We start from the raw sequence: 15,332 nt of genomic DNA, 5'->3' as shown, positions 1-15,332 counted from the left end.
AAATAACGGCTTGGTCTGGTTTGGTGAAAAATCCAATAGATAAAATTTCAACTCCATAACTTTGAACGGGTTGCATCTTAGATTTGCCGTCTACTTCAACTGAAATTGGTTTTGCTGATTCTACATCAAACATTATTGGCATCGATGGGCCATAAATATCGGCATCTAAAATCCCCACTTTGAAACCCATTTTAGATAAAGCTACGGCTAAATTTGCTGTAATAGTAGATTTACCAACGCCTCCTTTTCCTGAAGAAACGGCAATAATATTACTAATTCCAGGAATTTGTTTTCCTTTAATTGTGTTGGCTTCTTCTTTTGTTGGGGTTACAACTTTAATATTTACCTTAACTTTTGCGTTGGCGTTTATTTTTTCAGTAATGATTTTTTTAATATCAGCTTCAGCACGATTTTTTATATGTAAAGCCGGCGTGGTTAAAATTACATCTACAACTACTTCATCTCCAAAAGTAACTACATTTTGCACGGCACCACTTTCTACCATATTTTTACCTTCTCCAGCAATGGAAATGGTTTCTAACACAGCTAGTATTTCTTTTCTATCTAATTTCATTTTGTTGTGTAAACTTTTTACTTTTATTTAAACTGAATCTGAATTGCAAAGATAGTTTGAAAATGACAAACGACAAATGACAAACGATAAAAGTTTGTTAAGTATTGAAAAGGAATTTTATAGGTAATTTAAATATGGAAAGAGAAGAGCCTAAAAATCAGGTTCCCAAAAGTGTTTTTTGAAATCAATAATTTGATTATCGATAACTTGAATGCCTTCGCTTTCTAATAATTGTTGCATTAAATTAGTGCCTTCAAAATGGTGTTTGCCTGTTAAAAGTCCTAACCGATTGACAACACGGTGCGCTGGAATATCATCTTGTCCGTGACACGCATTCATCGCCCAACCTACCATTCTGGCGGAACGACCCGCGCCTAAAGCTTTGGCGATAGCGCCATAAGAAGTTACTTTACCGTACGGTATTTTTCGGGCAACTTCGTACACGCGTTCAAAAAAATTATCTTCTTTAGTTTTCAACTTAATTATTCAGATTATAAATGGTGAAAACAGCAATTAGTCCAGTAATGATCGCAATTATAAAATTAATGTTTTGAATAAAAAAAGTAACTTTATGTTTGATTTTTCTGAACAAAAAAGCATACCCCATAAATACAATAAATGTTCCTAAAGTTGCTCCAAAAACGTATGCTAAACCAACTAAATTAGTGAAAAAATCTTCAATAAAAGCTGATAAATACAAGCTAACAAATGCATAATACGGTATCGGAAAAATATTTAGTCCCGAAATAAAAATCCCGTGAAAAAATGGTTTAAGTTTGCTTTTTGCTGCCTTCTTTTTTATTGCGTCTTTGGCGTGGATAGCATTTTGAATCCCCTTCCCTAAAAAAAATAAGGTTAAAAATATAAAAACTAAGCTTCCAACTAACTTTAAATTTTGCATTACCTGCGGATGGCTTTCTAAAAAAGTGGCAAAGTAAAACCCTAAAATACTTTGTAAAAAAACAACTAGAATGGCGCCATTTATAAATTTTCTTGCTTTTTTAAGTGATTTTTTAACGCTATAATTGGCCACGGTTATGTTTACAATTCCTGGTGGCAAAACCCCCACAAATGAAAACAAAACTGCAAATGCAAAAGCTAAAAATATCGACATTATTTAATTTTAAATTGAATGTAAGTGATGCTTTTATTTATTTTTAAGTACTGACTTTCATAAAAAGTTTGTATACTGGTAACCTCTTCTGGTGCGCCAGCGTTGTTATATACATTATGATTGGCATATAAAACCTCATGCCCTTCACCGTGTAATAACCCCAAAGTATAACCATGCATAAACTCGCTATCGGTTTTTAAATGCATCAAACCATTGGGTTTTAATATTTTTTTATAGTTCTGAAGAAATTCAGAATTGGTCATTCGGTGCTTGGTGCGCTTGTATTTTATTTGCGGATCTGGAAAGGTAATCCAAATTTCATCTACTTCATTTTCATCAAAACAATGCTTAATTAATTCAATTTGAGTACGAAGAAACGCCACATTATTTAGCCCGTTTTCTAAAGCGGTTTTAGCACCTCGCCAAAATCGGGCGCCTTTAATATCAATTCCAATAAAATTTTTGTTTGGGAATTTTTCTGCTAATCCTACAGCATATTCGCCTTTTCCACAACCTAATTCTAGAACAATTGGGTTATTATTTTTAAAGAAATCTGAATTCCATTTTCCTTTTATTGCTAAACTATCAGTAACTACTTCTTCACGAGTTGGTTGAAAGACGTTTAAAAACGTTACATTTTCGTTGAATCTTTTTAATTTATTTTTACTTCCCACTACAATTAATTTTATCCTACAAAAGTATAAAAATTAAAGTTTTGGTTGAGCAATTATTTACTAGTTTTCAAGGTAAACGAAAACTCAGAACCTATTTGATGCGTGCTTTGCACAAATATTTTTTCGTTGTGTGCTTCAATAATATGTTTTACGATGGCTAAGCCCAAGCCAGAACCGCCCTCTTCTCTTGAGCCGCTTTTGTTAACTCTATAAAAACGTTCAAAGATTCTAGACATGTGTTGTTGTTCAATTCCTTGTCCGTTATCGTAAATGCGTACTAAAATTTTGGTTTTACTTATTTTTTCAACCGCAATTTCTGTAGTTCCGTTTTCTTTTCCGTATTTGATTGAATTCATGACTAAGTTTGTTAAAACTTGCTGAATTTTATCTTTATCGGCATAAACAAATATGGGAGAAATGTACTTTTCATCGAACATTAAAATAATGTTCTTGGCATCGGCTTTCATTTCTAAAAGGTCAAAAACATTTTGAATTTCATTAATAATGTCAAATCTTTCGATATCTATGTTTAAATCACCAATTTCAAATTTAGAAATCATATCTAAATCTTGCACGATATTAATTAATCTTTCAACGCCTTTTGATGCGCGTGCAATGTATTTTACGCGCAAGGTTTTGTCTTTTATGGCCCCGCCTTCTATAAGTGTGTCTAAATAGCCTTGAACCGTAAAAAGTGGGGTTTTTAATTCGTGAGAAATATTCCCCAAAAATTCTCTTCTATATTCTTCACGAATATTTAAGGATTCAATTTCGATTTTTTTCTCTTTGGCGAAGTTTCTGATGTCGTTAGTTAATGTAGAAACGTCAGTAGTAACTGTTTTGTTTTGTAAAGAAGTGGCATCTAATAAAGACACCTCATCATATAATTTTTTAATTCTTTTGTAGATAAATACTTCTACACGATATTGCATTAGAAAAAAACTAAAAAAGAAAAGCGTAATTGGAAAAACAATAAGTATTAAGTAGTCAACTGTCTCAATGAAATTATGATAAATCAACAAACTTAAAACTACAAAAAATGAAATGTAAAGCGACGATTTAAAGGCAAATTTGTAAGATTTTTTAAAACTAATCGCCATTTAATTCAATTTTGTATCCCACTCCTTTGATGGTTTTAAAAACATCTTCGTCTATTTTTTCTCTGAGTTTTCTGATGTGAACATCTATGGTTCTACCGCCTACAATAACTTCATTGCCCCAAACTTTATCTAAAATTTCGGATCTGGTGAACACTTTGCCTGGTTTTGAAGCCAATAAATATAATAATTCAAATTCTTTTCTTGGTAAGACAATAGTTACGCCGTCTTTAATAATTTTATATTCTTCACGGTTAATTTGAAGATTTCCAACCGTTAACGTTTCGGAATTTTCAAGTTCAGCGTCTTTTAATCGGCGTAATAGTCCTTTTACCTTGCTAACTAATAACTTTGGTTTGATAGGTTTGGCGATATAATCATCTGCGCCAACTTCAAAACCAGCTACTTGCGAATAATCTTCGCTTCTAGCGGTAAGAAAGGTAATGATGGTGTCTTTTAATTCTGGAATTTCTCTAATTTTTTCACACGCTTCCATACCGTCCATTTCAGGCATCATTACATCCATAATAATTAGATGTGGTTTTACTTTTATTGCCAATTTAACAGCTTCTTTACCGTTCTCTGCTTTGGTAACATGGTAGCCTGCTTGCTCTAAATTATAGCCCACAATTTCTAGAATATCTGGTTCATCATCAACCAATAATATTTTTATGTCTTTCTTTTTCATATTGAATATAAAAGTAATTAAAATAATTTAACTTGTGTAAAATTATATATAAAAATGACATGTATTACTTGTTTACTATTATTTAATCTGTTAACAGTATCTTAACAGTATAGAAACTAATAAATAACCTCTAAGTAACATTAGGATAATTGAAGTGGTTCTATTTTTGCAACAAAATAAACTCAAACTCATGAAATTAAAATTTCTACTTCTTGGATTATTCTTTACAATAATCTCTTTCGCTCAAAACACAGCTAAAGTTACTGGTTTAATTACAGACAAAGACAGCAAACAACCTGTGGGTTTTGTTTCAGTGTCCTTAAAAGGAACCATGATAAATGCGGAATCTGATATTAATGGTAATTATGAAATTGCTATGAAACCAGGAAAATATACAATAGTATATGCTTTTATAGGATACAAAACTTTTGAAAAAGAAGTTGTTGTAGCTGAAAATGAAAACATTACTCAAAATGTTTCTTTACAAGAAAACTCTAATAGCATAGAAGGTGTTGTTATTAAAGGTTCTACAAATAAAACTAAAGAAACCGCATTACTGAAAGAGCAACAAAAAGCCGTGGAAATGAAACAAAGCATCGGAGCCCAAGAAATGGAAAGAAAAGGGATAAGCGATGTGGAAGAAGGATTAACGAAAGTTACCGGTATTACAAAAGCAGAATCAAAAGGGCTTTTTGTAAGAGGATTAGAAAATAGATACAACAACTTATTGATTAACGATTTACAAGTTCCATCTAACAGTCCGTTTAAAAAAATTATCCCATTAGATTTATTTCCTACAGATATTGTTGGTATTTTAAGTGTGTACAAAACATTTAATCCAAATATCCCTGGTGATTTTGCAGGAGCAACGATTAATGTAGAAACTTCTGAGCCACAAAGTGCTCAAACAAAATTAAGTTTAGGATTTGGATATGTTACAGGTAATAATGGAATTGATTTCTTATTAGCAGAAACATCTAATAATAGCGAAGGCTTTTTTGGAATTCAAAAGAAATTTAGAACTATACCTACCGCATACGGAAACATAGGAAATGTATCATTAACTTCTACAGAATACAAAAACGGATATGCAAACAATTCTTGGAATGTAGATAAAGTTAGCGCGCCAATTAACAATAGTATAAGTTTTAGTCATTCTGACAAATTTAAATTCGACAAAAATCGTTCGTTTTCTTACTTAATGTCATTAAACTGGGATAACAAATACCAATTTAGAGAAGGAGTAGAAAGAACTTTTATTGAAGGTGGAAATGAATATTATAATAATTTCGTTAATACATCATATAATTATATTACAAGTACTTCTGCATTAGTAGGATTAAAATACAAATCAGATAGATTTCAGATTGCAACCAATTCGATGTTTTTAAGAACTACAGAAAGTTTAATTCAAGACCAATTTGGAGTGTCTGCAACACAAAAAAGTATTCCAAATAGATTAATTAGATTGAATCAGTTTGAACAATCTGATTATTTTAACAATCAATTATCGACAAGTTACAAATTAACTTCAGATAATAAGCACAGTGTTAAAGCAGCCGTGTCTTATGTGAAAACTATTTTTGAATTGCCTGATAGAAAATTCTTAGTTGGTTTACGTAATAACGATTCGTTTTCAAATACTTATGGTGGAAATACACTTAACCGTCAAAACTTTAGAATTAAAGGGAACTATTTTATGAGTGGATTAGTGGAATACAACTTTAATTTTGGAAAAGAAATTGATGGAAAAACCAATAAATTATCTGTAGGATATAATTCTTTCAGAAACAATTTAAGTGCTACCTATCGTTTATTTGCTTCTATTCCTATTAATTCTGGTTTACAAAGCTCTACTGATATAAATGATATTAATAGCCAAATTATGTCTGATGCAGAAAATGGTTTAATTTTCGAAAGAGAAGAATCAAATGTTTCGTACAAACAAAAATTAGATCAATTTGTAAATGCGGGATATGCAAACCTCTTATTTAATATAAACGAAAAATTAGAAATTAATGGAGGTTTACGATTAGAAGCATCAAACAGAATTATTAAATATAGAGATTTAAATACGTCTACAAGTTTTGATGACTCATACATTAAAAACCAAGTTAAGAAAAACTATTTCTTACCAGCCATTAATTCAAAATATAAATTAAACGACAAATCTAACTTACGTTTTGCAGCATCTCAAACCATAACAAGACCTGTTTTAATGGAATTATTACCGGTACAAATTGTAAATCCTGATGGAACTGTGACTTTAGGAAATAAAGATTTAGTAGATACTCAAAATTTAAATGCAGATTTCAAATACGAGTTCTTTTCAGATAAAAAAGATATGTTTGCAGTAGGTATTTATGCTAAAAACATTAAAGACCCAATTGAAAGAATTTATGAAGCGAGTGCCTCTTTATTGACGACATATAAAAATTCAAAAGTGGCTAACTTATATGGTGCTGAGTTTGAGTTTATTTTAAATATGGCAAATATATCTTCAAGTTTAGAAAATGTTTCTTTAGGTTTCAATACCTCATTAATGAAAACGCAAGTTGAAATTGCTGATAACAACCAATTAGAAAATACTAGAACAAGAGAATTACAAGGTGCATCAAACTGGGTAATTAATGCTGATGCAAAATATGAATTCAATATCAATCAAAAAATTAAAAACACGGTTACTTTAGTATATGGAGTAAAAGGGAAAAATATTTATTCTGTTGGAACTGCAGGATTAGATCATATTTATGAATTACCATTTCACAAGTTAGACTTAGTGTTATCAAGTAAATTAACTAAAAACTTAAATGCAAAATTTTCAGCGGACAATATTCTAAATCCAGTTCAAAAATTTGAATTAGGTTCGAATAACAGAACTGCTATTGTAGAAGATTCATTAATTGTAAGAGATTACAAGAAAGGCGTGGGGCTAAGTTTAAACTTAAGTTATACATTCTAAAAAAAATCCTACTTCGGTAGGATTTTTTATTTACAAAAAGTTTACATTCCCAAAATTTCTTAAATTTTTAATAATATATGCTTAACTATAACATTAAGTCCTCACAATAAATTTGCATAACAAACTAAATTTAAATAACATGAAAAAATTAGTCTTAAGCTTATCAGTATTAAGTTTATTATTCGCAGGTTGTTCAGAAGATAACGATGAAACAACAACAGTTAAAACGCCAGTAGTTGGAGAAATTACAGGTGACATTACAACTAATACAAATTATGTGTATGGAAACTATACATTAAAAGGTATTGTAAAAATTAAATCTGGTGCAACAGTAACAATTGAAGCCGGTTCTAAAATTACTGCAACACTAGCAGATGGTACTGTAGATGCTTTAGTAGTAGAAAACGGTGGAAAATTAATTATCAATGGTACAGCTGCAGAACCTGTAGTTTTAACTGAATCTTCTCAAACTCCAGGATCTTGGGGTGGAATTATCATGTACGGTGATGCACCTATTGTAGCAGTTGGTGGATTAACTACGGCAACTTCAGAAGATGGTTTAGCAAAACCTTACGGTGGAACAAATGCTACTCACAATGGTGGTACTTTAAGATATGTACGCGTTGAGTACGCTGGAAAGAAAATTACAGATGGAACTTCAGAAATGAACGGATTCTCATTCTATTCAGTAGGATCAGGAACAATTTTAGAAAACTTAGTAGCTTACAAAGGGGCTGATGATGGTTTCGAATTTTACGGAGGAACAGTTAATTTAACTAACGCTATCTCTTACGGAAACTTTGATGATTCTTTTGACTGGCAAGATGGGTGGCAAGGTCAATTAAACTCAAACTGGTTTGCATACCAAACAGGAACAGGAAATTTCGGAATGGAAATTGAATGTAAAAACAACAATAATGCATTCTGGCCTAAAGTTGCTAACATTACTTTAAGAAGAGCAGCGGGTACTTTAACAGAAAACAATGCAGCTGAATACGATGCAATCCAATTTAAAAATCAAGGTAACGGAGAATATTCAAACGTATTAATTGATGGATATTCTAATCCAAGTGCAGTAGCTGTTAGAATTCAAGATGCAAATACAAATAACAATCAAGTAAATGCTAGTAAAATTAAATTAACGAATGTTAAAATTAATGGTACTACACCTCAATTTGGTGGAACAACTACTGTAACATCTGTTGTTTTCCCAACTGGACAATACACTATTTCAACTACTTCTACAGGAGCAAGTTTAACAAATGGTGCTTGGTCAACAGTAAATGGAGCTACATTATTACAATAAGAATTACCCAAAATCAATATCAAAAGCGGTCTTAATTAGACCGCTTTTTTTATGCTCTTTTTTCTAATGTTACTAAATTGTTAAGTTTTTGTTTGGTTATTGTAAATATATGTTGTAGGTTTACACCATTATTAATCATAAAACCTAATATTATGAAAAATTTAGCACTAATTTTTGGTTTGATTTTGTTTACTTCTTTTGGTTTTTCTCAAGAAACAGAGGCAGTTGGAGAACAAATTTCTGAAAACACAGTAAAAGTAACGTATTATCATTCTAACGGAAAAGTAATGCACCAAGGAAATTATATTGATGGAAAAGCAGATGGTTTATGGAAATCATTTGATGAAACAGGAAATTTAGTTTCGGAAGGTTCTTTCGAACAAGGTAAAAAAACAGGTCTTTGGAATTTTTATACTACAAAAGCATTAAACGCAGTAGTATATTCTGATAACGCAATTGCCGATGTGAAAAAATTCAATACCAATGCTTTAGCAGGAAACTAAAAAAGCAATTTAATTACAAAAAAAGAGGCTATCATAAAAGTCCAGTTTTTGTCATTCCGAATTTATTTCGGAATCCTAATATATTTGGAAATAATATATATAGAAGCTGAAACGAGTTCAGCTTGACAAGATTCGGACTTTTATGATAGCTTCTTTTTTTATGCCTTATACTTTCAAAATTTCATCTGCCGATAACAATTTTTGCAATCGCAACTTCAATATAATTTGCGCTACAGCTATTACGTCTTTTTCGCAATAGGTTGCAATTCGGTCAATGTCTTTGTCCTTGTAGAAAACCTTTGCTACTTCACTCCCGTCAATATCGTCTTTAGGTGAAGGCACACCCAACACTTTCGTTAATAATTTTAAAGAGGTAAAGTGTTTATAATCGCCGAATTTCCATAATTCTAACGTATCTAAATGAGGCACTTCCCATGGTTTTTTACCCATTAAATTTAATTTAGCTGGAATTTTTATGCCATGAATTAACATACGTCGTGCAATAAAAGGAAAATCAAATTCTTTTACATTATGACCACACATTACATGCTGCGGTAAATTAAAATGATTGTTTATTAGGTTAGAAAAATCTAGTAATATCCGTTCTTCATCACCTTGAAACGTGGTGACTCTAAACTGTCTTTCGCCCTTTTTTTGCGTAAAATAGCCTACAGAAATGCAAATTATTTTACCAAATTCGGCCCAAATACCGGCTCTTTCGTAAAATTCTTCGGGAGAAACGTCTTCTTTTCTTTGGTATTGCGTTTTGTGTGCAAAAAGTTCTTGAAAATCGGAATCTAAATCCGAAAAATGTTCCGTTTCAGGAACCGTTTCAATATCTAAAAATAAAATATTGTCTAATTGAATGGTGTCTAACATATCTATTTCTTTTTATTAATCATTTTTAAAGCTTCTTCTATATATACGTACAAATCGTTACTGTGCGGATCGGTTTTCGTTTGTTTGCCTTTTAAATGCCCTAATCGGACAATAATTACATCGTCCTCTGGCAAGACAATCACAAATTGCCCTAAATGTCCTCGCATATAAAATACTCTTTTCCCATTTATTTGATGCAGCCACCAACCATAACCATATTCTGGACTATCCGAAAAACGCGGTTGCAACGATTTTTCCACAAACGAACGCTCTAAAATTTGCTTGCCATTCCAAACACCTTTTTGTTTGTAAAGTTTTCCAAATCTGGCAAAATCTCGAGCGGTACTGGCAATACAACAATACGCCTTTTCTATTCCAGTGTCGGCTTCATCCAATTGCCAAAGCGCGTCGTTTTCAGCACCCATAGGTTTCCAAAAATGCTTCGAAACATAATTAGAAAGGTATTCGCCAGTTGCTTTTTCAATACACATGGCTAATAATTGTGTGGCACCACTTAAATAACGAAACTGTTGTCCTGGTTTGTCTTTAATATCTAATCCTAAAATAAGTTCTTTTAATTGGTCGTCAAAATAGGCACGAGTTACGATAGAAAACGGACTGTAGTATTTTTCGTCCCAACTTAACCCAGAGGCCATAGATGATAAATCGCCAACGGTGACATCTTTGGCAAATTTGCCTTTTAATTTTGGGAAAAAATCGGTAACTTTTTGATCTAAACATTTAATTTTTCCTTGCATTATGGCTTTGCCTAAAGCAGCTGAAACAATACTTTTTGCAATAGAAAAAGAATTACTTTTAGACGTTGCGGAATACCCATCAAAATAACTTTCATGCCAAATACTATCATTTTTAATGATAAGAAACGCTACAGTTTGTAAATTTTTGTGAGTCGTATTTAACTTGTCCGTAGCTGGAACGCTATTGTATGCTTTAGAAATCGCCCAAGGTTGTGCCGTTCCTTTTTGAATGGTACGATTTGGAAATTCTTTGTAATCTTCTAAAAAAGCGGTGGTATGTCCTTTTAAATAAACGGTTTTTACAGCACGAAGCAAATAATCCACATCAAATATATATAAGATCAGAATAAAGCCAACACTGCTAATAAAAAACCATTTAAAGTAGGTAAATAAACGTTTCATGAGGCAATAGATTTGATAAGCAATATAATAAAAATTATTATGTTATTATTTCTTTCTAATAAAAAATTAATAATTGAAGAGGAAAAAGTATTTTTTAAAGAAAAACCCATCTCAGAGTTTGGAGCGCTGATAGATTTTCTCCTACAAGATTTTGGAAACCTTGTAGGTGTATTTATAAATTCCTACAAGGTCAAAAAAAGACCTTGCAGGATGACAAAACATCAGCTTACCACTTACGGCTTATAGCTAATGGCTAAAAGCTGAGCGCTAAATTACTCCACAAACAAAACCAATCCCTTCAAATAATGCCCTTCTGGGTGGTAAATATTAGTTGGGTGATCGGGTCCTTGTTCTAATTTGTGTAAGACTCTGATGTTTCTTCCGGTTTCTATAGCTGCTGCTGCAACCGTGTTATAAAACAATACATCGTCTATCACTTGTGAACACGAAAACGTGAATAAAATTCCGTTAGGCGCTAAGGCTTTTAAACCGGCAATATTTAAACGTTTGTAGGCTTGCGTTGCGGTATGTTTGCTTTTAATGCTTTTCGCGAAAGCGGGTGGGTCTAAAACAATAACATCATACTGTTGTGTGTGTTCTTTCATAAAGTTAAACACGTCGTCAGCTACGGCTGTATGGTTGGCGTTTGGAAAGTTCAATTCCATATTACTTGCCGCTAAATCCACTGCTTTTTGAGAAATATCCACTGAAGTTACTAATTCCGCTCCAGCGTTCATAGCATAAATAGAAAAACCGCCTGTGTAACAAAACGTATTTAATACTTTTTTACCTTTTGAGAATTCGCCTAATAATTTTCGGTTGTCGCGTTGGTCTAAGAAGAAGCCGGTTTTTTGGCCTTCTACCCAATTTACCGAAAACAAAATGTTGTTCTCCTTCGCAACTGTTTCGGCTTTATTTCCAAACAAGAAATAATCGGTTCCTGTGTTGGGTAATGTTCCTGAGCTCTTACAATAAATAGTTTCGCAATAGTTTGAAAAATTAGCTTTTATGGCTTCAGCAATTTGCTCCAATTGAAGAAAAATACCTGTTGAATGCGCCTGAATGACCCAATTTTTATCGTAATAATCGATAATTAATCCTGAAATGCCATCGCCTTCTCCATGGATAACACGAAATGCGTTAGTTACTTCAAAATCTAATAACTGAGTTCGTAAATACCAAGCTGATTGTAGTTTGGTTGCCCAAAAGTTTTCAGAAAAAGTTTCGTCGCCAAACGTCAAAATACGCACTACAATACTTCCTTTATCACTGAAATAGCCTGTGCCTAAATGATTGTTTTGTGAATCTACTACATCTACCATTTCGCCATCGTTTAGTTCACGACTCACGCCATACACCGCACCACTGAAAATCCAAGGATGACGACGTTGAATGGATTTTTCTTTACCTGATTTTAGAATTACTTTTGGTAGATCCATTTTTTTTAAAATATATAAAAACCTGACAGGTTTCAGAAACCTGTCAGGTTTAAAATTATAAACTACTGTATTAATTAAAATTTCATTTCAGGAATGTCTCCTTCAATGATTAAATCTGCTTCTGTGGCTTTGATTATCTCTTCTACTGAAACGCCTGGTGCGCGTTCTAACAATTTAAATCCTTTAGGTGTTACTTCTAAAACGGCTAATTCTGTTACTACTTTTTTCACACAGCCTAAACCGGTTAAAGGCAGTGTACATTTCTTCAAGATTTTTGATTCACCGGCTTTATTTACGTGCATCATCGCTACGATAATGTTTTCTGCCGAAGCTACTAAATCCATTGCGCCACCCATTCCTTTAACCATTTTTCCTGGAATTTTCCAATTGGCAATATCGCCATTTTCAGAAACTTCCATCGCGCCTAAAATAGTTAAATCTACTTTTTGTGCACGAATCATTCCGAAACTAAACGCCGAGTCAAAGAAACTGGCTCCTGGTAAAGTAGTAATGGTTTGTTTTCCTGCGTTGATGATATCGGCATCTTCCTCTCCTTCAAAAGGGAAAGGTCCCATGCCTAAAACGCCATTTTCTGATTGAAATTCCACCGAAATATCGTTACGAACGTAATTCGCCACTAAAGTTGGAATGCCAATTCCTAAATTAACGTAATACCCGTTTTTAACTTCTTGGGCGATTCTTTTTGCGATTTGATTTTTATCTAAAGCCATAATATAATTTGTCAATTTAATAATGTGTCAATATGCCAATTCTTGAAGCTACTTCAATTGGCTAATCGGCTAATTGCCGCATTGACTCATTACTTTTGTCTCACCGTTCTTTGCTCAATTCTTTTTTCAAATTTCTCTCCTTGAAAAATACGATTTACCATAATTCCTGGAATGTGAATTTCGTTTGGATTTAACGTTCCGGCTGGGACTAATTCTTCTACCTCAGCGATAGTGATTTTTGCAGCGCCTGCCATACAAGCATTAAAATTTCTAGCGGTTCCTTTGAAAATTAAATTTCCAGCATCGTCGCCTTTCCATGCTTTTACGATTGAAAAATCAGCTTTGTAGGCCAATTCCATTACGTGCATTTTTCCATTGAATTCGCGTGTTTCTTTTCCTTCTGCTACTTCTGTTCCGAAACCAGCAGGTGTAAAAAATGCAGGAATTCCAGCTTGTGCCGCACGACATTTTTCAGCTAAAGTACCTTGTGGTGTCAGTTCTACATCTAATTCGCCAGAAAGCATTTGACGTTCAAATTCAGCATTTTCTCCTACATAAGAAGAAATCATTTTCTTAATTTGACGCTTTTGCAATAGCAATCCCAATCCGAAATCATCTACACCTGCATTATTTGAAATGCAAGTTAAATTCGTTACATTTTTTTCTACTAATGCAGCAATACTATTTTCGGGAATGCCACAAAGTCCGAAACCGCCTAGCATAATCGTTTGTCCGTCTTGAATTCCTTCAAGTGCTTCTTGTACGTTGTTTACTTTTCTTGAAATCATAATATAATTTATAGTCCGTCTAATCCGTCCGTATCTGGTTGTGCATCTATTGGCGCTGCGGTTGAATCTGTAGCCGTTGAGTCTAAAACCGCTTTAGGTTCTGGTCCACAATCTACTTTTATAGACATATTTGCTGGTCTTTTAAATGGCTGTTGTGATACATTTAACGTTGGATCTGCCAAACATTTTCGCATAAAAATACCGTAAATTGGTAAAGCAGTGGTAGCGCCTTGCCCCATACTTGTACTTTCAAAATGTGCCGAACGGTCTTCATTACCCACCCAAACTCCGGCGGCTAAATTTGGAACCATTCCAATAAACCAGCCATCAGAATTGTTTTGAGAAGTTCCTGTTTTTCCTGCAACTGGGCCTTTAATGTTGTAAGGAACGCCCGTTAAAAAATTGGATGGTGCCGAAGCTGCCCAACGCAAACGAGAACCCGTACCTGATTCGGTAACGCCTTCCATTAATTTAATAACCGAATACGCCACGTCTTTATTTACCACATCGTGCGATTCTTCCACGCTTTGGTAAATTACCACGCCGTTTTTATCTTCAATTTTAGAAATTAATTGCGGTTTTATATACACGCCTTCATTAGCGAAAGTACTGAAAGCCGCTACCATTTCTTCTACCGTAATTTCTACTGCTCCCAAAGCAATTGCTGGGCGATTTGGAATGTTGGAAGTGACTCCTAAATTTTTGGCCATTTCCACAACAGCTGGCGCACCCACTTCATGAATTAAACGTGCGGAAACCGTATTTATGGAATTGGCTAATGCCCTTTTCATAGAAACCAATCCGCGGTATTTCCCATCTGAATTGTTTGGCGTCCAATTTTTATCGTTATTATCGCCTTTTAATATGGTAAATGGCGAATCCATTATCATATCACAAGGCGATTTTTGTAATCTGTCAATAGCGGTAGCGTATACAAATGGTTTAAATGTAGACCCTACTTGACGTGCGCCTTGACCCACGTGGTCGTATTGGAAATATTTATAATTAATTCCTCCTACCCAAGCTTTTACATGTCCCGTTTGCGGCTCCATGGCCATCATTCCGGTTTGCAAGAAATGTTTGTAATAAAGGATAGAATCTTTCGGCTTCATAATGGTATCTCTTTCGCCTTTCCAAGTGAAAATTTTCATTTTTGTAGCCACATCAAAAGATTGTTTAATTTCTTCATCTGATTTTCCATTGATGCTCATAATTCGCCATCTCTCAGAATTTTTCATGGCTTGGTTCATGATTTTCTGAGTTTCTCCCGGCGTAATATTTAAAAACGGAGCGGTTGGATTGTCTTTTTGACGGCGATTGAATTCGGGTTGTAAATTCGATAAATGCTCTTCTACAGCTTCCTCGGCATATTGTTGCATGCGCGAATCGATAGTAACATAAATTTTTAAACCAGCCG

General features: G+C 33.4%; 15 protein-coding genes. 3 read left to right on the top strand and 12 right to left on the bottom strand.

Going from position 1 to position 15,332, the window contains the following annotated elements:
* From ACIQ2I_RS04075 to ACIQ2I_RS04050, 6 genes are all read right to left on the bottom strand, one after another.
* On the bottom strand, positions 1-574 hold a 574-nt coding region (locus ACIQ2I_RS04075; protein ID WP_396181155.1), incomplete at its 3' end, for a P-loop NTPase.
* 150 nt (positions 575-724) lie between these two features.
* Positions 725-1,051, bottom strand: a complete 327-nt coding sequence (locus ACIQ2I_RS04070) for an MGMT family protein (RefSeq protein ID WP_396181154.1) — start codon at positions 1,049-1,051, stop codon at positions 725-727.
* 1 nt (position 1,052) lies between these two features.
* Positions 1,053-1,688, bottom strand: a complete 636-nt coding sequence (locus tag ACIQ2I_RS04065; protein ID WP_396181153.1) for a LysE family transporter — start codon at positions 1,686-1,688, stop codon at positions 1,053-1,055.
* Positions 1,688-2,362, bottom strand: a complete 675-nt coding sequence (trmB, locus tag ACIQ2I_RS04060) for a tRNA (guanosine(46)-N7)-methyltransferase TrmB (protein ID WP_396181152.1) — start codon at positions 2,360-2,362, stop codon at positions 1,688-1,690. The genes ACIQ2I_RS04065 and trmB overlap by 1 nt, the downstream gene beginning before the upstream one ends.
* Positions 2,363-2,415: 53 nt before the next feature.
* Positions 2,416-3,462, bottom strand: a complete 1,047-nt coding sequence (locus tag ACIQ2I_RS04055) for a sensor histidine kinase (protein WP_396181151.1) — start codon at positions 3,460-3,462, stop codon at positions 2,416-2,418.
* Entirely contained in the window at positions 3,452-4,147 is a 696-nt protein-coding gene (locus tag ACIQ2I_RS04050; RefSeq protein WP_396181150.1) for a response regulator transcription factor, read from the bottom strand. Before ACIQ2I_RS04050 ends, ACIQ2I_RS04055 begins: the two co-directional genes overlap by 11 nt.
* Positions 4,148-4,337: 190 nt before the next feature.
* Here ACIQ2I_RS04050 and ACIQ2I_RS04045 point away from each other — a divergent pair, with 190 nt between their 5' ends.
* The 3 genes from ACIQ2I_RS04045 (at position 4,338) to ACIQ2I_RS04035 (ending at position 8,918) form a co-directional block, all read left to right on the top strand.
* Complete coding sequence (locus ACIQ2I_RS04045; RefSeq protein WP_396181149.1) at positions 4,338-7,109, top strand: carboxypeptidase-like regulatory domain-containing protein; 2,772 nt, start codon at positions 4,338-4,340, stop codon at positions 7,107-7,109.
* 139 nt (positions 7,110-7,248) lie between these two features.
* The gene (locus ACIQ2I_RS04040; RefSeq protein WP_396181148.1) at positions 7,249-8,415 is read left to right on the top strand and encodes a hypothetical protein; all 1,167 of its coding nucleotides are present in this window, start codon (positions 7,249-7,251) and stop codon (positions 8,413-8,415) included.
* A 152-nt stretch (positions 8,416-8,567) separates the two neighbouring features.
* Positions 8,568-8,918, top strand: a complete 351-nt coding sequence (locus ACIQ2I_RS04035) for a toxin-antitoxin system YwqK family antitoxin (RefSeq protein ID WP_396181147.1) — start codon at positions 8,568-8,570, stop codon at positions 8,916-8,918.
* 165 nt (positions 8,919-9,083) lie between these two features.
* Here ACIQ2I_RS04035 and ACIQ2I_RS04030 read toward each other — a convergent pair whose 3' ends face one another.
* The 6 genes from ACIQ2I_RS04030 to ACIQ2I_RS04005 form a co-directional block, all read right to left on the bottom strand.
* A complete protein-coding gene (locus ACIQ2I_RS04030) occupies positions 9,084-9,797 on the bottom strand; it encodes a 3'-5' exonuclease (protein WP_396181146.1) in 714 nt (237 codons plus the stop codon).
* Between the two features lie 2 nt (positions 9,798-9,799).
* A complete protein-coding gene (locus ACIQ2I_RS04025) occupies positions 9,800-10,957 on the bottom strand; it encodes a serine hydrolase domain-containing protein (protein WP_396181145.1) in 1,158 nt (385 codons plus the stop codon).
* Between the two features lie 272 nt (positions 10,958-11,229).
* On the bottom strand, positions 11,230-12,396 hold the full coding sequence (locus tag ACIQ2I_RS04020) for a class I SAM-dependent rRNA methyltransferase (protein WP_396181144.1): 1,167 nt from the start codon (positions 12,394-12,396) through the stop codon (positions 11,230-11,232).
* Positions 12,397-12,470: 74 nt separating this feature from the next.
* Positions 12,471-13,127, bottom strand: a complete 657-nt coding sequence (locus tag ACIQ2I_RS04015; RefSeq protein ID WP_396181156.1) for a CoA transferase subunit B — start codon at positions 13,125-13,127, stop codon at positions 12,471-12,473.
* 89 nt (positions 13,128-13,216) lie between these two features.
* Positions 13,217-13,915, bottom strand: coding sequence for a CoA transferase subunit A (locus tag ACIQ2I_RS04010; protein ID WP_396181143.1), 699 nt, complete (start codon positions 13,913-13,915; stop codon positions 13,217-13,219).
* A gap of 8 nt (positions 13,916-13,923) precedes the next feature.
* Positions 13,924-15,332 (bottom strand): penicillin-binding transpeptidase domain-containing protein (locus tag ACIQ2I_RS04005; RefSeq protein WP_396181142.1); only part of this gene is annotated, 1,409 nt, incomplete at its 5' end.

It is taken from the genome of Flavobacterium sp. (genome assembly GCF_044368995.1).
Lineage (GTDB): Bacteria > Bacteroidota > Bacteroidia > Flavobacteriales > Flavobacteriaceae > Flavobacterium.
The sequence above is the reverse complement of the archived record's forward strand: the minus strand, read 5'-3'. Positions and strand labels throughout refer to the sequence as shown.